We start from the raw sequence: 21,415 nt of genomic DNA on the forward strand, positions 1-21,415 counted from the left end.
CCAGGCTTATTTTATAGAAGCAAACGCTACCGGGGCGCCAGGGCCAAGCCGCAGTAAATTGCTGACGATTACAGTGTCACCGGCGGTGAGGCCTTCCACGATCTCCACCTGGCCCGTACTGCGTTGACCGATCTTAATCGGCACCGGAACCACTTTATTGTGACGACTCACGAACACCGTGTACCCACCGGTAGAAGGTAGCAGCGCTTGTGACGGTATGGACAGCGCATGCTCCGAAGTGCTCAACCCCAGAGAGATGCGTGCACTCTGACCCGCCAGAAGTTTACCGTCGGTGTTTTTTACCAACGCGCGTACCAACAACGTACGTGTGTCCTGGCTCAGGCTCGCACCTTTGGCAAATACACGCGCGGTATAGGGTTTGTCGTCCGATGCCAGCGTAAAGTGTTGCTCACTGCCCAGTTGGATGACGTTGGTATATTTTTCAGGAATGGAAAACTCCACTTTGATCTGGCTGTTGTCTTCAATGTCCGTCAGGATCGTATTCACCGAAACAATGGCACCGGGGTGTGTATTGATCATACCGAGCTGGCCATCGAACGGCGCCACGATGCGGGTCTTGTCGACCATGACCAGTACTTCGTTGATTTGTGCTTGCAATACCTTCAGGTTGGTAATGGCTTCATCATAATCCTGTTGAGAGATGGCTTCTTTCTCCAGCAGATCTTTCAGACGTCTTTCATTTAGTACGGCAAGCTTCTCTTGCTGACGGAAACGCTCGAGCTGCGCCTGCAGGTCGGCATCGTCCAGGCGGAACAACAATGTGCCTTTTTTCACGTGGCTCCCTTCACGCGCATTTACCTGCACGATCCGACGCGTAAGCTCGCTGACGATATCTACTTCCTGATACGCGACGAGTGTGCCCGTCACCTCCAATTCTTCGTGAATGGCGTGCGGCTGCAGCACGACGACGTCTACGGGTACACCTGCCGGAGCGGATGCAGCCACCGCAGGCTGTTCAATATTCTCTGCTTTTGTTGTACACGCAGCGATACCGGCTGCGAGAAATGCAAACGTGACGACTCCCAACAGGGGAGCATACAACCGATGTCTGTACGACTTGTTCATAACTTTAATTGATTGATTTATTTAAATTATTCGATATGTTTAGAAAAAGGGATGCGAAGTAAATTTGTTCAAATGTCATATCCTAGTACTTATTGATTTATTTAAGTTATTCGATGTATTGGAGCAAAAAAATTTACGCTTTCTTCAGTGACTCCAGGAAGTCGATGTATTCATCGAGCACCTTATTGTTGAGTCTGTACTTCACGTTGCGTCCTTCTTTTTCTGCTACGACTATTTCGGTGTCCGTCAGTTGTTTCAGGTGGTGACTGATGGAGGGCTGAGCCAGGTCGATCATATCCTGCAGGTCCGAACAATACAGGCACTCTTCCTTCTTTTTGATCTCTTTTAAAATCTGCAACCGATTGGGGTCTGCCAACGCCTTCGAGATCTTCTCAGCCTTCTTGATATTCACGCTCGTCTGTTTTACCGGCAAAGGTACCGAATTCATCGAAATAATTCAATATATCCACCAACGGGGTCCAGGGCCAATAAGTTCTGGGGTCTGGCAACTTTTTTTTGACGCGGCGTGCTAGCGGGTGTTAGTTTCCACAGCCTGGAGGCACAATCTTTGACAGGTTTACAACCATGAGCAGTCAAATTTATAACAGAACCATTAAAGTTGACGGAATCGATATTTTCTATCGTGAGGCCGGAGACAGGAAAAACCCTTCCATATTACTTCTACCCGGTTTTCCAACCTCGTCCGTCATGTATAAAAATCTGATGATAGCTTTATCAGGCAAGCTTCATTTGGTTGCGCCGGATTATCCCGGATTTGGATTCAGCGCTTTTCCACCGAAAGATCAATTTGAATATTCCTTTAGAAATATAGCGGCTTATATCAGCAAGTTTACGGATGCGGTAAACCTAAAATCATTCACCATCTATCTTCACGACTATGGATCCCCCGTCGGTCTTCAACTATGCGTAAACCATCCTGAAAAGATCGAGGGAATAATTGTGCAAAACGGTAATGCATACGAAGAGGGTGTTTATCGGATCTGGGATGAAATGAGAGAATATTGGAAAAACCCCACTCCCGAAAAAAAGAAAAAACTGTACGCATTCCTAAGCGAGGAAGGTGTGAAGTGGCAGTATACCGCAGGATTGCCGGAAGAATTGCAATCAACAATAAGTCCTGAATGGTGGGTACTTGATTGGGACTCTATGAAAAGGCCTGGTAATATCGATATGCAATATGAGCTGAATTGCGACTATCAGAATCACATAAAAATGTTCCCTGTCTTTCAGGAGTATTTCCGTGTTCATCAACCTCGTGCCCTCGTCATATGGGGAAAACATGATCCGTTTTTTAATGTAGAGGAGGCTGCCTGTTACAAGAGGGACTTACCCGATGCCCGGGTTCATATTATCGATGGCAGTCATTGGGTGCTTGAAACAAATTTTGATGAGGTGTTAAGCCTTATCCATGATTTTTTTAAGTAGCATGGGCTGAAAATATAATCCCGTACGTGTCAGCGAAGGCACCATCAATTGTGTATCTTCGATCACCATTTATAATGACTATATCGCCTGTCCCCGGCCCCCTGGCCCTTATAGTCCTGATCGATCTCTTATACTATAGTCGTCCTTTTCTTTCGTCTTTTTCTGTGCGGTAGGGTTTCGTGTTGCAACGAGTTTCATGTAGGATCGTGGTACTTGCGAGTGCCATCGTGTGCTTGCTGTCTATCGCCGCGAATGCCGGGTTTGTTCTTACCCTTCCCGTGCACGATGCGGTTGTGTTACGTATAAAACTCCAAAAAATCCCCCGTGTTATGAAAAAAATCCTGCTATGGTTGGCGCTTGTCCCCTTCTCCCTCCTATTCCAGACGTGTTCGCACGACGAAGCCGAAAACTCCGCCCCCGGTAACATCCAGTTTGCATTCCAGGTCGACGGTGCTACAGAAAATGGCCGCACGGCCGAAGCCCTGGTCATTCCACCGGGCAGTAACGCGTTGATCAGTATTAAAAAACACAATGGCCAAATTGTCTATACCCGTAAGCCCGTAGAGATACTTTCTTTCGGTAACGGTTATATCACCGCGCCACTCGCCCTACCCTGGGGTGGCTATTATGTCACGGAGTTCCTGATAGCCGACGACGAAAACAATATCATCTTCGCTACGCCATTATCCGGTTCACCCCTCGCAAGCCTGATCGATCATCCCGTACCATTCTACTTCGCCATCCAGGCAGACCGCGTGACGCACACCGGGGTACAAACCATCAGCACCGACTTTCATATGCCCCAAGCCTTTGGTTATGCCACCTTCGACCCCGAGCTGATCTCACCCGACTTGTTATTGACGACATTTGTCACCAACTACGAAGGCGGGCTCAAAGCCGCCACGGCACACGCCTATGTACTGCACGGCACAGACACCGTCTATGATGATATGCTCGGCGCCAAAGTCAACACCGTACACTTCGATGGCGTCGCAACAGAGACCTATAAACTGATCATCCACCGCCCCGGCTTCGCGCCGTATCGCCACACCTTTGTATTGGAGGAATTACAGGACGAGCTACAAGGCGATCCGCTGGCCGTGGTGCTCGACCCGGCCCTCACCATGACAGCTGTGACTACGGTCGATCATGCAAACTTCACCTTCGGCTTTGCAACCGGAGATATCCTCACACCTAAAACAGTACGAGTCGACTGGGGCGATGGTGCGACCGACAGTGTAGTGGTCGAATACCAATATGATTTCGGCTTTTACCATGAGTACGCTACTCCCGGCGAGCATTTTGTGAGCGTTACCGGCGACACAGACATTATCATATCGTTTGGTGGCGCATTCAACCTGAGCGGTGGCACCAGCCTCAACCTCGAACACCTGGGCGAGCTCCGATTCCTGAGCATCACGGACGGCCCCGAGCGCGTCGACCTGTCACACAACAAACATTTGCAGTCGGTTGAAGTTCAAACAACCACTGTCCGCTTCCTCGATGTTTCCGACAACCACGAGCTTGTATACCTGGGATTCAATCCTGGTAACACGCATTTCGATGTAGCGTCATTTCGCAAAATGATTGACGATATCTACAACTCTGTATTGGAACATCCCCGCGTGGGCCGTCTCTTCATCTCCCGTGATGTTGCCGGCACAGCCTATCTGCAGCTGCTGACGCTTGACGACTGGGAAAAACTTGTAGCCCTGCGCGATACCTATGGCTGGGAAATCTTTCCCAACCCTGTCGACTAAGACGTCTCGAAAAGGCCAGTGGTAAGACTGGCCTTTTTTATTTTTGAACCTGGTCCCGCCATGGTTTCCCTGGACTAACGCCCGTGCCGGTGGTGGCATGGGTGGGGCCGGCATCGCGTACGTATAAACCTTCACCGCCCGTGCATCCGTCTTCGTTTCCTTCATAGTATATACATACTGTACGTCCGGGACCCGATACCGTTCCGACTCCCTCTCAACTTCCACTACGGGCGCATTTTCTGTCACCGCTTCATCCACCACATGCACTTCTTCCTCTTCCACCCCATCATCCCCAACGCCACCATCAGCCGCATCCTCTTTCCCACGCAACGCCAGGATTTTCGCTGCTCCGAACCGCTTCACTTCACCAATCTTTCCACCCTCCCGAAAGGCGCCATATTCAATACCAATTGATAACATCAACGTCCACCGGTTATCCGGTGGAAGCACGTCCATAGCCAACTCCAGCACGGTTCCCTCCATTCCCTCCAATGAAGCGTTCCAATCTGTCGAAATGCCAATCGAATAATATGACTTATTATACCATTTGGGCGCCAGATACTCTTTAGCGGCCACGTCAAACGCCACATCCGGCACAATACCCAACGTAGCCGTCAGGCGAAACATCGCGTGGTTATTCTGTGGAAAATAGTTGATGTCGCGCATCAGCTCGGGAATTTCGATGCGGGCCGAACGATTGGATCGATCCATCGTATAATACACCGGCGTACGCACAATGGAGTCGAAGCTGGGCGCTTTATACATGGTTGAAAATCCTTCGAGCAGCCGCGTATGTTCAGAGAGCATGATACTGCGGCGGCCCCATTCGCTGGAACCATCACGCAATTGCACCTGGCGCATGATACTGTTGATATCGCTGCCGAAATTATAGTCTGACAGACGCCGGAGCTGCAGCATGGCCATTCGCACGTAGCTGCCGTGGCGGGAGCAACCGCCGAACTCAGACATGGTACGGCGTGTATTTTCAAAGCTGGGACTGGTTTTTACTTTTTCGCGACTGGGCCCGCCCTTGCGACGAACGACAATTTTGTCAACGCCGCGCATGCGGTAGGCGCTGAGCATATCTAACTTACCGGTAAAAGCGAATGGTCCTTCGAGAAAGGGCATAGTCGATTGTTTTTTGGGTAACGAGAGGGGCTTTCGACAACATTCAATGTTGTAACGGTGTCTACGTCGAATGTACGGAAAGGTTGATAAATGCCAGAATATTGAATAGAATAATTTTTTAGGAAAAGATTTTTAGCATATGATACTTAATACCTATATAATATTTGAGTATCTATTGGATTAAACTTGTTAGACTATTGGATATCTATTCTATATCTTATGAGTAAAATGAAATTACACCGGAATTTTCCGGGGTAATTGCGGCGACTATCGGGAAAAATTTAATCCACGGGCATTAAGAAGAAATAACGTTCAATCTTCCCGACATAATTAATGTAAAAAAAAACCGGGCCGTGCTTCGACGTGCAGGCAAGCAGAGCAACGAGTCCTTAATTTTCCTAGAATTTAGCGCCTGCCTGAAAGAAAGCGGTTTTTTAGTAACCAATTTTTAGTTTTGTGGCGATCTGACGATGAAAAAAGGCCATAATCCGATCTTAACGACAGACGAACTGCTGTCGAAAACCAATTCTAAGGATGTAGTCCAGCTGCAGGGCCTGGTTGTTGCCAACACAACAATGCCCATAGACACGGCCGGTATGGAGATTAATTTCCGTACCGATTCGTTTGCCTTTATGCTGGTGTTGACCGGCGTTTCGCATATCCGTATCAACCTTCGGGATTACTCACTGCGCAAAGGCGATTTGTTCATCATGTCACCGAGCAGTTTGAAACAGCTCGTCTCTTCCAGCCGCAACATGCGGTGTTTGGTGATTGGGTTTACACCTAACACCCTCACCTGGATGGGAGGAAACCAGGGAAAGAATTCTTCGGCGCTGCTGGAGTATTTTTCCGGCAAGTTCACGCCTCATTGGCCGCTTGAGGCAGAGGATATAGAATTGTTTAAACACGTGGCGAATGAGCTGCGGCGACGGATGCAGGTAATGGACCAGACCGCTTTCGGGAAAGAGCTGCTGGTGCATTCCTTCTTTATAGCGCTGTACGAGCTTGCTGCCATGGCAAAAAAATACGCGTACCTGATCGCTTCACATGTGTCGCGAAAAGAGGATCTGGCGTTGCGCTTTATCGATTTGGCATCGAAACAAGTTCGGACACAACGTAACGTGCAGGAGTACGGTCGCCAATTACATGTTACACCTAATTATCTGACGGAAACTGTAAAGGAAATTACCGGTAAAACGGCAGGTGAATTTATAGATTATTTTGTGGTGCTGGAGGCGAAAACAATGCTTCTTGACTCGACGCTGACAATCGCGCAAGTAGCCGAGGAGTTGAACTTCAGCGACCAGTCGTTTTTTGGAAAATTTTTTAAACGACACGTCGGGATGTCGCCGAAGCAATATAAGCAAAGCAGCCTGCCCTCCTTATTGTAACGGTTTCTGGCCAACCGAGTTTTAGACCAATATTGTCGGGTTTCCAACCTTTTTGACGAAGTCGTGATGCGTCATCTTTGCTGCATCATTTTAAAAACCTACTATGCTTCGTACTACAGTTGGATTTGCTGTTGTCGCTATTCTGATGATGCGTTGTTCGGCATCCGAGCAAAAAACAGCGCCCGCGCCGGTAAAAGTTTCAGTCCTCGAGATCAAACAACGTGATGCACATGAGCAGTTGTCATATTCCGGCACGATTGAGCCTGACAATACCGCGCAGATCGGATTTGCCGTGTCGGGCGTTATAAATACAATCGCTGTGCAGGAGGGACAGCCGGTAAAACAGGGCCAGTTCCTGGCCGGTATTGATGCCACAGAATATAGCGAGGCGCTGGCCATTGCCACCGCCAGCCTGGACCAGGCGCAAGATCTGCACAAACGTCTGAGTGCGTTGTATGAGAAAGGAAGCCTCCCGGCAAAAGACTATATAGAAATAAAAACACGGTTGGCCCAGGCCCAAGCCAACAAACACATTAACGCCAAGCACATTGCCGACAGTCGTCTCTACGCGCCGATGACAGGCATTGTGACTGCCCGGCTTATCGAACGGGGCAGTATGGCGGCGCCTGGCGCCCCTGCTTTTACGATTGTGAAAACAGACCAGGTGTATGCACGGATCTCCGTTCCGGAAAGCGAAATAGGCGCGTTGAAAAAAGATATGACGGCACGCGTATATATCGCCACATTGCGCGATACCGTAGCGGGAAAGATCACGATCATCAACCCTGTAGCGGATGCAACGTCTAATACATACTCGGTGAAGATAAGAATAGCAAATTTAACCGGGCGGCTGTTGCCCGGAATGATTGCGACGGTTATTATTCACACAGACCGTCCTGTGCCGCTGATGACAGTGCCCGCCACGGCCGTTGTACGGGATGCCAACGACGTAACGTATCTTTTTTTGCGTAGCGAGAGCAATACCGCTCTTCGGAAGCGCGTGACGGTAACGGGTATAGCGGGCGACAACGAGGTAGTCGTGACTGGCCTGGAAAACGGCGACCAGGTTATTACGGCGGGTATGTCCCGCCTGAAGGACGGAAGCGCTATTGCTCTCTGATCCCGGTTATCATTCTTCATTTTTATTCAGCCGACAAATCATGAAAAGAGAAATTACGATGATAGAAGCGGCTATGAAGTACAAGCAGGTAACGCTTGTCTCCATGGTGCTGCTCGTCTTACTGGGATTATATGCCCTGTTTAATATGCCACGATCGGAAAACCCGAAGATCGACATGCCCGTGGCGATGGTCTATGCCTTTTACCCGGGTGCGGACGAAGTGCAGATGGAACAACAGGTAACGAAACAGGTAGAGAAGTTTCTGTTTTCGTTTGAGGAAGTAGATAAAAAGAAAACAACATCGCAGACCAAGGACGGCCAGGTGTTTATTACTGTGCAGTTGCACACGGAGGTTAAAGACCGGAAGAAGTTTTGGAGCACGTTGCAGCACGGACTGAACTCGTCGCTGCGCAGCGCATTGCCGGCGGGAGTGATTGGACCGATCGTGAACAGTAGCTTCGGGGATGTGACCGCACAAATCATTACCGTTTCGTCAGCGCGGCGTAGCTACTCGGAAATAGAGACTTATCTGGACAAGTTGGAGGATGGGTTGAAGGTAATTCCGGAGGTGTCGAAGATAAACCGATCGGGTGGACAGAAGCAGCAGTTGTATGTTACGGTGGACGACCGAAAGCTGCAGCAATACGGCTTCGACTTCTCGCGTATTGTCCAGGTGCTGCAGATGCAGAATGTCACCGGGTATTCCGGAGAAGTGACGGTGACGTCGAATACGGTGCCGTTATTTACGGAAAGCCAATACAAGACTGAGACGGAGGTTGCCGACCAGATCGTGTACACCACACCTGCGGGCGTTGTCGTTCGGCTGCGCGACGTTGCACAGATCGAGCGGCGATATGAGGAACCTTCTTCTTTTATCCGCATCGGTAACGACAAGGTGATGATGCTGGCGATTGAAATGCAGCCGGGAAACAATATTGTGCAGTTCGGGCATACGATAGAAGCGAAACTGGAAGCGATACGCTCGGGTTTTCCCGAAGATATCAACGTGGATATCATCGTGAACCAGCCGGAGGTTGTGGGCGAGAGTATCGTGCATTTTATGAAGGAGTTCGGTATTGCGATCGGAGCCGTGATCCTGGTGGTGATCTTGCTGTTGCCAATGCGGGTCGCCCTGGTAGCTTCCGTGGCTGCGCCGGTCTCGATCCTGATTACGTTCGGAGTGATCAATATCATGGGCATTGAGTTACACCAGGTGACGCTGGCTGCGCTGATTATCGTGCTGGGCATGGTGGTAGACAATGCCATCGTCGTGGTAGACAACTATATTGAAAAACTTGACGAGGGTATTACGCCCTGGACGGCTGCCTGGCAAGCTGCGCGGCAACTCTCGCTGCCGATCTTTACGGCAACACTGGCGATCGTCTTTGCTTTTGCCCCGTTGGCGTTCTTCCTGGAAGGCATTGGCGGGGACTTTATTGCCGCCCTTCCGGTGACGGTGGCCGTGGCCTTGTTTATATCGATGCTTGTTGCACTTTTCGTTACTCCGTTTACATGCTATGTATATATCAAAAGGGGGCTGAAGCACCACGTCGGCGAGCCGACGCGCAAAAGCCTTCTGGATCATTTGCAGCACGGATTTAATAAAGGTGTAGAGGCAGCCTTTCGCTGGCCGAAGGTGACGATTGCTGCAGCTATCCTGGCCGTGGTGGTAGCGATCTTCATTGCAGGCAAGGTGCCGCAGGAGTTTTTCCCACTAAGCGAAAGTAAGCAGTTTAATGCAGAGATCTGGATGCCAAACGGCACATCGCTGGATGAGACGGAAAAAGTAGTGCGGCGCGTAGAGGACCTGTTGCGAAAGGATGAGCGCGTGGTGAGTATTGCCAGCTTTGTTGGAACGAGCTCGCCGCGGTTTCACGTCACCTACGCGCCGGAACCACCCCGGCGGAACTTTGCGCAGATCTTCATTCGTACCACAAGCGCCGACGCGACAAGTGAACTCGTGAAAGACTATCTGCCAAAGGTTGAGAACATGTTGCCTGACGGTTATGTACGGTTGCGGCAGCTCAGTTTACAGGAAGGGTCACCGATCGGTATCCGCATTATCGGCGAGGATATAAATGAACAAAAGCTGGTCGCCAACAAGGTGAAGGCAATTCTCGACAGTATCACCGGTACGAACTGGGTGAGAAGTGATTACGAAGACGATTACTTCGGCGTAAAACTGAAAATTCGGGAAGATGTGGCGGCACGACTGGGTGTGACCCACCAGGCAATTACGCAGACATTGGGAGCGGGTCTAAAAGGCTATGCGGTATCGCAGTTGTGGGAGGGTGATAAACCAATCGACATTTTGCTGCGCCTGGATGCGAGCAACCGGAGTGGCCTGGGCAACCTGCGCAATCTGCACCTGAGTACCCTGCAAGGTAGCAAGGTAGAGCTGCAGGAAGTGGCCGAGCTCGTACCTGCCTGGCACACGGGCGTCATCGCTCATCGGAATGGGCTTCGCACGCTCACGGTCCTGGCAGAGACACAGTATGGCCGGAAAGCGTTTGACATTATGAAGGAGGCGCAGCCTCGTATCGAAAAGCTGGAGCTGCCGGATGGCATCCGGATAGCCTACGGCGGCGATGCGGAATCTACGGAAGATAACGCCCCCGGTATGGGCCGTGCGTTGGGCACCAGTCTGATCCTGATCTTATTAACGTTGTTGTTCCAGTTCAAGACGTTTGGGAAGACGCTGATTATTCTGGCGACGTTTCCGCTCAGTTTATTAGGGGCCTTCCTCGGATTGTATATAACCGGAAATCCCATGGGCTTCACGGCATTCCTGGGCATCATCAGCCTGATCGGTATCGTGGTGCGCAACGGGATTATCCTGGTGGACTATGCCGATGAACTGGTGCGCGATCACGGCTATACGATCAAGGCAGCGGCATTGGGTGCAGCGAAGCGGCGGATGCGACCGATTTTCCTGACCTCGGCGGCGGCCGCGGTGGGAGTTATACCCATGATCCTTGGAAAGTCGCCGCTATGGGCGCCGCTGGGCAGTGTGCTGGCTTCCGGCCTGTTGGTGTCGATGGTGTTGACGCTCTTCATCGTGCCCGTACTGTATTATCTGTTCGTGCGGGTTGCGCCACAGGAGGTCGATGCTCCGGACTCCACCACTGAAATTCAATATAAACCATCGCATGGCCACGCGCACCATTAATCCTACTATAATTTTTGCAGAGATGAACAATCAATATACGCATACAGTGCTGGCGACGCTTACACTGCTGGTGGCGGGACTTATGGCGTCGGCTCAGTCGCTTTCGTTGGAGGATTGCAGAAAGATGGCACTGGCACAAAATCGAAAACTACAGGCTGCCCGGTTGGAAGTCGAGGCGGCGCAATCATTGAAACAATCCGTAAATGCCAATGCATACCCGAGCGTGGATGGCTCCGTGCTTGGGCTCTACCTGGGCGAGCCCCTGGGCGGCGCGATGAACGGTTTGATACCTGAATATACAGCGAACGGATCGGTCAGTGTAACCCAGCCCATTTATGCTGGTGGAAAAATCAAGAACGGACGCCGCGCCGCGGCCAAGGGAGTCGAGCTGAGCGAAGCCCAGCAAGCCGCGGCAACGGCGGAAGTGCTTTTCGAGGTGGAGCAATCCTACTGGCAGGTCGTGCAGGCGGCCGAGAAGATTGTGCTTGCCAATCGCTTTTCGGCGATGCTGCAGGCACTCCATCATGACTTGAAGAATTCGTATGATGCGGGATTAATCTATAAAAATGATCTGCTTCGGGTGGAGGTAAGTCTCAATGAAGCCGAGCTGAATAGCGTACGCGCGCAGGATGCCCAGGTGCTGGCGAAGCTACGGCTTGCGCAAATCATAGGGTCGGCTGACAGCGTGTATTTTACGCTGACGGATACAACGTTCGCTGCATTGCCTGATCCGATTGCTGCTATGACGAGCGTCGAAAACAGACCCGAGATACGGATGTTGCAAAGGGCGCTCGAGATCGAAACCATTCAAGGTGAAATACTGCGTGGGGACAGGCGGCCCACCCTTGGCGTTAGTGCCAGTGGTGTGGCGGCCGTGGGTCCCAACGTCAACATTTCAAATGGGGACGATTTCATGACGACGTACTATGGCGTGGCGAGTATCAGTTTCCCTATATATGATTGGGGACGGAAAAGCAATAAAGTAAAGGAGCACACGCTTCGGGTATCGGCGCAGCAACAGCGACTGGCGGAAACGAAGGAGCTTGTATCGCTGGAAATCCAGAGCGCGTATCTGCAGTGGACTCAGTCTGCCCGTAAATTGCAGACTTCGGCACTTTCTGTTCAACAAGCGGAAGAGAACCTGCGTCTTGCAAATGATCGGTTTGAAGCGGGTACAATCACCGGCAAGGACGTGCAGGAAGCTGTATTGATCTGGGAACAGGCCCGAAACAGCATGGTAGATGCTCATGTGGAATGGAAGATCCATGCTGCGGCATATAAGAAAGCAACGGGTGAGTTAAAGTAACATCATCGCGGCACTGTCTATATGAACACCAACGAATACAAGATCCTGGAAAGCGCTCAAATGCTTTTTTCAACGCGTGGAATACGCGCCACGCGTGTCCAGGAGATCGCCCGGCAGACAGGCACCTCACGCAATACGATCTATGGATACTTCGCCAATAAGGACAGCCTGGTGCATGCCCTGGCGATGAGACTCATGAATGAGTGCGGTGAGTATCTTGAAAAGAATCGTATACGCTCTGCGCACGCGATCGAGGAACTTGAAAACATCCTGACAATGGTGCAGAGCAGGCTTGTCAGTGTTACGGCGGAGACATTGACAGAGATACGGCGGGATCACTGCGGTGTGATCAACAAATTCGTTGCGTTTCGAAATTCCATTGTTATTCCGGCAATGGATCGGAACATCACCCGTGGCCGCAAAGAAGGATATTACCGGGCTGACTTCGATCGGTGTAAGTATACCTACTTATACTTTTCGACGCTGAGCGGAGTACTGGTACAGCATGACACAGAGAAGACAACACTGGAGCAAGCGATTCACGAGATGAACGTGCTGTATGTACGGAGCATCCTGACGCAATCCGGTATCAGACACTACGGACACGCCGGGCGAACGGCGAGTAAAGAAAATTAGGTGGCATAATGTGTATTCAGCCAGGGGTTAGAGGTTTTAGGGGTTTGTTCGGGCGGCAGCGTAAATGCTGCTTCCCGCCCTGGCTGTAATGCGCTGCTTATTGGCGTCAGGCAATAGGAGGAATAGCCTTTAACCGCGAAAAAAATGAGACATGCATTACCGGAACGAATGGAGAGACGGCACATCAGAGAGGCTGTCGACTATCTATTCCAGCGATACGGAATTCGTGGAATCTCGATGGACGATATCAGCCGGTATAAGGGTATATCAAAAAAAACGCTTTATCAGCTATATTCAAATAAGGATGCCGTTGTCATCGATTATGTCAGTCACAACGTCGAGACTATCTTTCATTCTTTTCAGGACTGGATTTGCAACGAACAAAATCCGAAAGACAAAATACGGTTACTAAATGTTTTCCTGATAAAGTTGATCTCGGGGATCAACCAAAGTATGCTTCATGATATTGAGAAGTATCATCCGTTGGCAAATCTGCTGGTCAGGCAGGCTACGGACAGCATCTCGGAATCCATGAGCAGGATAATAGCAGATGGTCAGCATAAGGGCGTTTTCCGAATGGACATAGATGCCAGACTGCTGACCGAAATCCGTATGCGTGATCTGACCCTGGCGATGCGGGAAACACGTTATTCAATGCATAGACAATACCAAATTTTTGCTTTTTACTTAAGTGGCCTGCTACGGCATTAGCGCAACCTGATCTGGGCACAGTGCACTGGTAAGCGGAATCTCCCGTCGTCGGTAGGAATTGGGCTGGCGGCGCTTTAGGGCGAAGGCAGTCGGGGACCGCGCCATACGGGCACCGGTCTCGCCCAAGGGCTAAGACCGGCGCCAGATGCCAGGTTATCGAATGATCTTCGATGAATAGATACGCTCGTTTGTGGAAACATAGACGATGTAGGTGCCTGCGCCCAGTCGGGCGGTGTTGATCTCGTGGGTTTCTTGCTGGCGTTCTACGATCTCGTGCTGTATTACTTTACCCGATATATCGGCTATGCTTACCTCGTGCACCGGTGCTTTGGAGCGTACCGTCAGTCGCGTGCGGTCGGCGTTTTGAAAGATCGAGACTTTCTGGCCCTCTTCACTCCTTCCGATACTTGTCACTTCATTTACATCGCGCACCCGTATGGCTAACCCGCCGCCTGAAGCCAGGTGGAAGGTGAGCTTGCTTTGGTTCGTGACGTTGATGATCTCATGCTGGTAAGCTTTGGCGTTTGTTTCGGAATCCGGGGTGTCACGGTATACGTCCGCTACGCGGTCGACGCCCGCGGGGAGAAACGAGAAGTCTACTTCTATGTCGCGGGCTTCGTAGTTGGTCATGGCGCCGATGTACCACTCTTCGGCGTGTTTGCGGGCGACGACGGCATACTTACCGACTTCGGCGGCCAGGGGGAGTGTTTGGTCCCACACAGTAGGTACCTTGGAGAGGAAGCTGAGGATATCGGCATACTTTCTATATTCCGTGGGGGCGTCGCAGAGGTAGGCCAGGGGTTGGTCGAACATGACGTACATGGCTACTTCGTGGGTGCGGGTGCCGATCGTCATGGGTACGCCGGTGCCGATGGGCTGGAACTCGGAGCGGCGTACGTTGCGCATGGAACCGGGAGTGTAGTCGAGCGGGCCGGCGAGCATGCGGATGAAGGGGAACTGCAAATGGTAGTCGGGGTTGGGGGTGTCGTCCCATTTGGTACACTCGGCGCCGCGTACGGCTTCGAAGTTGACAATGTTGGGATATTTGCGTTGCAGCCCGGTGGGCTTGGCGCAGCCGTGGAAGATGATCATGAGCTGCTGTTGCGCGCAGGCCTTTGCCAGTTGCTCGAACCAGTTGATGGCTACCTGGTCGTCACGCTCGATAAGGTCAACTTTTATACCGACGATTCCGTAGCTCTTCAGCTCGGCAAGGCGTCCGGGGTTTTCTACCGGTATGTTGATGAAGTCCCACGTGAAGATTTTGACATTCTTCGAAGCCGCGTATTGACACAACTCTTTGATATAGCTGGTGCTCCAGCCCGCGTCGAGCGTGACGTATTCCAGTTTGTTTTGGGCGGCGAAGTCTACGTAGAACTTATATAAAGCCAGGTTGAGGTTCTTTGTGCCGGACGGAATTTGGGCTGTTTCCAAAATGGCATCGTGCCACCACTCCCACGCCGACTTGCCCGGTTTGATCCAGTCGGTGTTGGTGAGTACGGAGGGAGTTGCCAGTTTATAGACGAGCTCGTTGGTGAGGAGTGTTTTGTCATCCGTTGATACGATCACGACGCGCCATGGGTATTTGCGCGTGCCGGCGGTGCGTGCCAGGAATGCTTCGCGCTCGGCTACACGATGGTATTCGTAGATGTTGTCGGGGAAGGATACAGTCTTGGGATAGTACGCCCACTTTCCTTTTACACTGGTGGTGCCGCTGGGCTGCAAATACAGGCCTGGATAATCCAACAGATCCGACTCGGCCACCACTACGCGGATGCCCGACCCGGCGTATGAAAACATGGCGGGCGTGATGGAGAATTTTTTGTTGTCGATCGCTGCGATGGAGGCGTACGTATTGTATGATCGCTCCCACGACCGCATCTCGCTATCGGCCTCCGGGAAAATTACCTGCGTCTGGCCGGCGAAGTTAAAGTTGGCTTCTTCCGACATGACGTCGACATTGCCGGCGAGCGTGGTCTCGAAGCGGTATGCCACACCTTCGTCATACGCACGAACGATGAGCGAATAGTTCTCTTCGAAGTCGATGCGCAGCTGGTTGTAGTGATCGCGCAGGTCATCATTTTTACCGTAGAGGCGTTCGATGGGCTCGTCGACACCGACCGTTTCCGTGGATTTCACCGTAGCGTTGCTGCCTACGATCAAGCCGGTGCTCAATGTCAGGCCGATGGGTGACGACGTGATGACCGACGTTCCATTTTTCGTTACGGCATACCGGATGTCGGTTGCTACGTCGAGGTGGATCGTTAGCGAGCCATCGGGTGAGGTAACGTTATACTCCTGTGCGTGCGCGGCAGACCAAAGGCCGGTGAGCAAACACAGGCAAAGAATTTTAAAACGGATTCTAATTTTCATACAGGTTTATTCTTTAATGCTCTATCACTCTTGTGTGCTGAATTTTAATACGATCCACTCGCGGTACTCCTCCCCTGCTGCCAGGGTGGTGTCGGGAAAGTGTGCGTGATTGGGACTATCGGGAAAATATTGGCATTCGAGACATATGCCGTCAAAGGGTTTATACGGGGCGGCGGTATACCCCGGCACCTCGCTGACCAGGTAGTCGGCCGTATAGACCATTAAGCCCGGGTACGATGTGAAAACTTCCATTTGACGGCCGGAGGCCGGATCGTATAACACGGCGGCAGGTTCGTTTTCTTTCGTGGCTTTGTCCAGTATATAATATTCGTTCAGACCTTCCAGGCGATCGCCTTTGGGCATGACTTTGTGCCGGACAGTGCTCAGCTGTAGTTGTTTGTTGCCTGTCTCGATGATTTCACCGGTAGGAATATACGCCGGCGTCGCGGCCAGGATGTGTGATGACCGAACGCTCAACGCATGATCCAACATCGTGCCCTCCCCCGCCAGGTTAAAGTATGCGTGGTTGGTAAAATTGGCGACAGTCTTCTGATCGGTCACTGCCGTATAGGTAATGGTGAGCGCCTGCCCTTCGCTCCAACTGTACTCTACCCGGAGTGTGAGCGTGCCGGGATATCCACCGTCGCCTGCGGGGCTGGTGTATGAAAACAATACGCTGTTGTTGCGTTGCTCATACGAAAACACGCGTGCGTGAAAGCCGGCGTGGCCACCGTGGTTGGTGTTCACGCCGTCGTTAGCGTCCAAGGTATATTCCTTTCCGTCGAGGGTGAAGCGGGCCTGGGCTATGCGATTGGCATAGCGGCCTACGGTGGAGCCCATGTAACAATGATCCTGCAGGTATCCGTCCAGTGACGGGAAGCCCAGCACCACGTGCTCTTTCTTCCCCGCACGATCCGGCACGACTACGGAGACCAATGCGGCACCGTAGCTCGTTACCTCCACATAGGCGCCGTGGGCATTTGTCAGGCGGAAAAGGACTACGGTTTCTCCGTGGTGTGTGCCCCAGGGTGTTTTTGTGATCGTGATGTCGGTTGCTTCGTTCATCGTCTTTCGTTATTCATGTATGTATACCACCGCGCCGCCGCCCGGTGCGAGCACCAGGTCGGTTTTCGAGCGGTTTGTTACATCCAAGGTCCTGCACGTGTATTGTGCGGCGTCCTGGTTGTCGGTTCCGTCGGTATATACTTCGGCTTTAAAGGTTTTGCCGGAAGGTAAGAAAGAAAAATCCAGGGGCAACGTGCGACCATCCCAGTCTGTCATGGCGCCGACAAACCAACGGTTATCCTTGCGTTTGGCGACCGTGGCATATTGGCCCAGCTTTGCGTTCAACACCCGTGTCTCGTCGAAGCTGGTGGGCACAGCCGACAGGTATTTCATGATATCGGGGTATTTGCGGTATTCTTCGGGTGAGTCGCACAGCATGGCGAAGGGCTGGTCGAAGAGTACATACATGGCAAGCTCGTGGCAACGGGTTCCCTGTGTCGACGGCAGGCCCGGGTCGATCGGTTTAAACGCGGCTTGTGTTTTGTTGCGCATGCCACCGGGGGTATAGTCTAACGGACCGGCCAGCATACGGATAAAAGGTATCAGCACGTGGTGCCCGGGGTTTGCCGTCAGGTCCCACTTCGAGCACTCGGCGCCGCGTACGGCCTCGTAGTTCACAATGTTGGGATAAGTGCGTTCCAGGCCGGTGGGTTTGCTGCATCCGTGAAAGTTGATCATGAGCTTCTTTTTGGCGGCGGCGCCGGCGATGTCTTCAAACCAACGGATGGCCAACTGGTCGTCGCGATCGATAAAGTCTACCTTGAGGCCTACGGCGCCCCATTTCGAAATCAAGTCCATGTTTTTGTCAGGGTCGTTCATCAACGTTGTCGCTACACACCAGAGGAATACACCTACGTTCTTTGACTTTCCATAGCGAATCACTTCCTGTACGTCTACTTTGGGATTGACTTTGCTCAGGTCGAAGATGTTGGACCAACCGGCGTCGATCATTACATATTCCAGGTGGTTGGCAGCCGCAAAGTCGATGTAGTGTTTATACAAGGCGGTGTTACGGTTCTCCATGCCCGTGGGGATGCCGGCGTCTTTTACGATGGCGTCATGCCACCATTCCCACGCGGCTTTGCCGGGTTTGATCCAGCTTAGGTCGTTGCCCAGTACGGAAGGTCGCGCCAGCTTGTATACCAGTTTGTTCGAGACCAGGGTGCGATCGTCGTCCGTAGCGATGATGATGCGCCAGGGGAATGTGCGTGTGCCGCGCGTGTCGGCAATATAGGGTGCGCGTTCTTTCACCACCGATACAAAGTTGCCCCAGCTGCCCATCTCGGTACGCGCCGGGAAGCCAGCCCAGGTACCTTGCAGCTTGCCGTTGTGCTTGCCTACATACATGCCGGGGTAGTCGGTCACGTCGGCCTCGGCGATGACCACGCGTATCGGATCGTACGAAAAGAGTACGGGTGTCAGCGCCTTTTTGTTTTCGGCAATGGCCGACACGGAGGTGTAGGGTACATAGGGCACTTCCCAGGAAGTCCATACATCGCTTTCGGGAAAGATGGCGGCCGGATCACCCGTCAGGTTAAAGCTTGCCCGCTCGTTGACGATTCGAATGGTCGACGCCAACGTGGTAGAGAAACGATAGGCAACGCCTTCGTTATACGCACGAAAGGTCAATGCGTAGTTTCCTTCGAACGTTACCTCCAGCTCGTTGTATTGGTCGTCCAGTGTCTTTGTACTACCATACGGCAATGTAAGGTTACTCTTGTTCTTGCGTGTGGTTGTCTTCGCCACCTTCGGTTTGGCACCCAGTACCCGATCGGGTAACACCAGGGCAATGGGTGACGTCAGGACGATCGCTTGATTTTTAAACGTTACCGAGTAGGCTAATGTGTCGCCGGTATGCACGTGCAAGGTTAACCGGCCGTCGGGTGATGTTACGGTCAGTGGCTTCGGCCTGGGTGAAAAGGCTGACAATGTGTTAACCACTGCCAGGGTGAGTATATACAGGATTACAATCTTCTTCATGACATGTTCTTATTCTGCTACTGCGCGGAATACCACGCTTTCAAATTCATTGTACATTTGGAAACGAACGCCGTAGGTCATCAGGAATGCGCCAGTGAACTTCTGTCCTTCCAGCGACGAGATTCTTGAATATTGCGGGCTCTTGTTCACTTCCTTTAGCGTATACGTCTTCGTCGGCTCTAAGCCATGCAGGTATAGTACCTGGTCATTGCCGTAGATTTCTTTCTTTAACAGATACGAAAAGACCAGGGCTTCCTGACGGTCGGGCAGGACGTACATCATGGCCGCGCGTTTATGCTCATACGGCGATAGCAGACGGTACAAGTCGCCGAACTGGACGATGTGGCGTATGGCTTTATACTCTTGTATGGCTTTCCGCGAAAACTCCTTCTCGTCGGGACTCATGTCTTTCGGCTGCAGGTCCATGCCTAACTTCGCCGACATGGCGACGTCAAACCGAAACTTGAGCGGTGTCGAGCGTTGTGTAATGTGGTTGGGTACCACGGATACGTGACTGGCCAGTCCCATCGCCGGAAAGAAGTGTGTTGTGCCCCATTGGATGAAGATGCGGTCGAGTGCATCGGTATTATCGCTGATCCAGTATTCATCGAAGTACGGCAGGGTGCCGTAGTCGATGCGGCCACCACCGCCCGAGCAGAGCATGATGCGGACGTCGGTATATTTCTGGCGCATGCGTTTCAACACGGCAAACAGGCCTTCGGTGTATTTGATCCACAGATGTGACTGACGATCGGCCGGCAAGTAGGACGAGCCGGGATTTGTGACGTAGCGGTTGCAGTCCCACTTGAGGTAGGCTATGCCGGGATTGCGTGTCAGCAGGTTATCCATGACGTTGTAAACATAGTCTTGTACCTGCGGATTAGAGAGGTCGAGGATGAGCTGGTTGCGGCTCACGTCGATGGCGCGGTTAGGCGCGGTGATGGCCCAGTCGGGATGTTTTTCATACAGTTCGCTTTTGGGGTTGATCATTTCGGGCTCCACCCAAATACCAAACTTGATTTTTTTCCGGTCGGCTTCGCGGAGTAGTGAGTCGAGGCCATTGGGTAATTTCTTTTTGTTTACATCCCAGTCGCCGAGGCCGGCGCGGTCGTCATTGCGGGGGTATTTGTTACCAAACCAACCATCGTCGAGCAGGAAGAGGTCAAAGCCCATGCCAGCGGCGTCGCCAATGATTTGTTTGAGTACTTTCTCGTCGAAGTCAAAGTAGGTAGCCTCCCAGTTGTTGAGCAGTGTCATGCGCGGCTGATCGCCTTTGTGGATGCCGTATGTTCGTGACCAGGTATGGAACTTGCGTGTGATGCCGCCTTTACCTTCGTGGCTGATGGTGTATAGCAGCGCCGGAGTTTTAAATATTTCTTTCGGCTTGAGCACATAGTGCGAGGCGTATGGGTTTATTCCTGCCAGGATGTGCAGGTTCTTAAGCGGATCTACTTCAAATTCCATGCTCCAGCTGCCGGGCCAGGCCAGCGTACCGCCGATCACGGTGCCGCTATTTTCTTCGGCAGGGCCTTCTACACCCAACAAGAAGCATGCATGGGCAAACTGGTTGGTGCGCACGCCCAATTTGGAGTCGATGGTTTTAATGCCTTCGGTGAGCTGCTCTTCTTTCATGTTCATCTCCGACGCCCAGTTGCCATAAAAGCTGGTGAGCCAATACGACGAGGCACGCAAAGCGAGCTGTGACGACGTAAAGTTGAAGAGGGTAATGTCTTTCTTCTCTTCGTGGACTACCTCGGTCCATTGTTCGATAATATCTTGTTGCTGATAGGCTTTGAAGCAAAGCGTTACCGACAGGTTGTAGTGGCGATCGCGCAGGCGGATGCGGGTGAGTGTAATGTTTTTGTCCTGTACCTGGGTCTCGGCCGATACGTAGGCCAGCTCGGTGGTCAGGTTTCCGTCGGCATGCACGGCGCGGAATGCGGGCTCGTTTACGTAAGCTTTACCGTAGGCCGGGTAGGCGTCCAGGCTGGTAAGCTGTATGCCGGCTACGTCATTTTCATTTATAGCCTTACCGTAGTAGCACTGCCGTATGACCTGGTCGTTGTCGACCTTATACACCAGGCTGGTGTTGGCGGTACGAATGACGACGGCTTTGTTGTTTGCGTTTTGGGCGATGGCCAGGTGTACCGTGGCAACCCAAAAAAGTACTGAATATATAGTTCTTATTCTCCTCATCATATTTTCCCTCTCCCGGTAGATATATGCACTAAAAGAGGCCGGGTGAGA

14 protein-coding genes are annotated in these 21,415 nt (G+C 51.9%); 8 read left to right on the forward strand and 6 right to left on the reverse strand.

The genetic code is table 11. The features are described 5' to 3' along the window. Positions 1 to 6 precede the first annotated feature (6 nt). Positions 7 to 1,086 carry an efflux RND transporter periplasmic adaptor subunit gene (locus tag K7P01_RS04050; RefSeq protein WP_267290097.1) on the reverse strand — a complete coding sequence of 360 codons (1,080 nt, stop codon included), beginning with the start codon at positions 1,084 to 1,086 and terminating at the stop codon, positions 7 to 9. Positions 1,087 to 1,219: 133 nt separating this feature from the next. Next, the gene (locus K7P01_RS04055; RefSeq protein WP_267290099.1) at positions 1,220 to 1,498 is read right to left on the reverse strand and encodes an ArsR/SmtB family transcription factor; all 279 of its coding nucleotides are present in this window, start codon (positions 1,496 to 1,498) and stop codon (positions 1,220 to 1,222) included. Positions 1,499 to 1,671: 173 nt separating this feature from the next. On the opposite strand from K7P01_RS04055, the gene K7P01_RS04060 reads away from it, so the two are divergent. The 8 genes from K7P01_RS04060 (at position 1,672) to K7P01_RS04095 (ending at position 13,753) form a co-directional block, all read left to right on the forward strand. Further along, entirely contained in the window at positions 1,672 to 2,532 is an 861-nt protein-coding gene (locus tag K7P01_RS04060) for an alpha/beta fold hydrolase (RefSeq protein ID WP_267290101.1), read from the forward strand. Positions 2,533 to 2,861: 329 nt separating this feature from the next. Then, entirely contained in the window at positions 2,862 to 4,292 is a 1,431-nt protein-coding gene (locus K7P01_RS04065; protein WP_267290103.1) for a hypothetical protein, read from the forward strand. A gap of 1,598 nt (positions 4,293 to 5,890) precedes the next feature. Further along, positions 5,891 to 6,811 carry a helix-turn-helix domain-containing protein gene (locus K7P01_RS04070; protein ID WP_267290105.1) on the forward strand — a complete coding sequence of 307 codons (921 nt, stop codon included), beginning with the start codon at positions 5,891 to 5,893 and terminating at the stop codon, positions 6,809 to 6,811. A gap of 103 nt (positions 6,812 to 6,914) precedes the next feature. After that, positions 6,915 to 7,931, forward strand: coding sequence for an efflux RND transporter periplasmic adaptor subunit (locus K7P01_RS04075; protein WP_267290107.1), 1,017 nt, complete (start codon positions 6,915 to 6,917; stop codon positions 7,929 to 7,931). A gap of 40 nt (positions 7,932 to 7,971) precedes the next feature. Then, positions 7,972 to 11,100, forward strand: a complete 3,129-nt coding sequence (locus tag K7P01_RS04080; RefSeq protein WP_267290109.1) for an efflux RND transporter permease subunit — start codon at positions 7,972 to 7,974, stop codon at positions 11,098 to 11,100. Continuing rightward, on the forward strand, positions 11,081 to 12,406 hold the full coding sequence (locus K7P01_RS04085) for a TolC family protein (RefSeq protein ID WP_267290111.1): 1,326 nt from the start codon (positions 11,081 to 11,083) through the stop codon (positions 12,404 to 12,406). Before K7P01_RS04080 ends, K7P01_RS04085 begins: the two co-directional genes overlap by 20 nt. Positions 12,407 to 12,427: 21 nt before the next feature. Next, positions 12,428 to 13,042, forward strand: a complete 615-nt coding sequence (locus K7P01_RS04090; RefSeq protein ID WP_267290113.1) for a helix-turn-helix domain-containing protein — start codon at positions 12,428 to 12,430, stop codon at positions 13,040 to 13,042. A gap of 144 nt (positions 13,043 to 13,186) precedes the next feature. Further along, on the forward strand, positions 13,187 to 13,753 hold the full coding sequence (locus tag K7P01_RS04095) for a TetR/AcrR family transcriptional regulator (protein ID WP_267290115.1): 567 nt from the start codon (positions 13,187 to 13,189) through the stop codon (positions 13,751 to 13,753). A 153-nt stretch (positions 13,754 to 13,906) separates the two neighbouring features. Here the strand turns inward: K7P01_RS04095 and K7P01_RS04100 are convergent, their stop codons facing one another. The 4 genes from K7P01_RS04100 to K7P01_RS04115 are packed head-to-tail and all read right to left on the reverse strand — an operon-like array spanning position 13,907 to position 21,367. Beyond that, a complete protein-coding gene (locus K7P01_RS04100) occupies positions 13,907 to 16,123 on the reverse strand; it encodes a glycoside hydrolase family 97 catalytic domain-containing protein (RefSeq protein ID WP_267290117.1) in 2,217 nt (738 codons plus the stop codon). Between the two features lie 24 nt (positions 16,124 to 16,147). Beyond that, a complete protein-coding gene (locus tag K7P01_RS04105) occupies positions 16,148 to 17,188 on the reverse strand; it encodes an aldose epimerase family protein (protein WP_267290119.1) in 1,041 nt (346 codons plus the stop codon). A 9-nt stretch (positions 17,189 to 17,197) separates the two neighbouring features. Then, on the reverse strand, positions 17,198 to 19,168 hold the full coding sequence (locus K7P01_RS04110; RefSeq protein WP_267290121.1) for a glycoside hydrolase family 97 protein: 1,971 nt from the start codon (positions 19,166 to 19,168) through the stop codon (positions 17,198 to 17,200). Positions 19,169 to 19,177: 9 nt separating this feature from the next. After that, positions 19,178 to 21,367: an alpha-galactosidase gene (locus tag K7P01_RS04115; protein WP_267290123.1), complete on the reverse strand. Its 2,190-nt coding sequence runs from the start codon at positions 21,365 to 21,367 to the stop codon at positions 19,178 to 19,180. Positions 21,368 to 21,415 lie beyond the last annotated feature (48 nt).

Origin of the sequence: Parachryseolinea silvisoli (genome assembly GCF_021190955.1) — a bacterium.
GTDB classification, from domain to species: Bacteria; Bacteroidota; Bacteroidia; order Cytophagales; family Cyclobacteriaceae; genus Ohtaekwangia; species Ohtaekwangia silvisoli.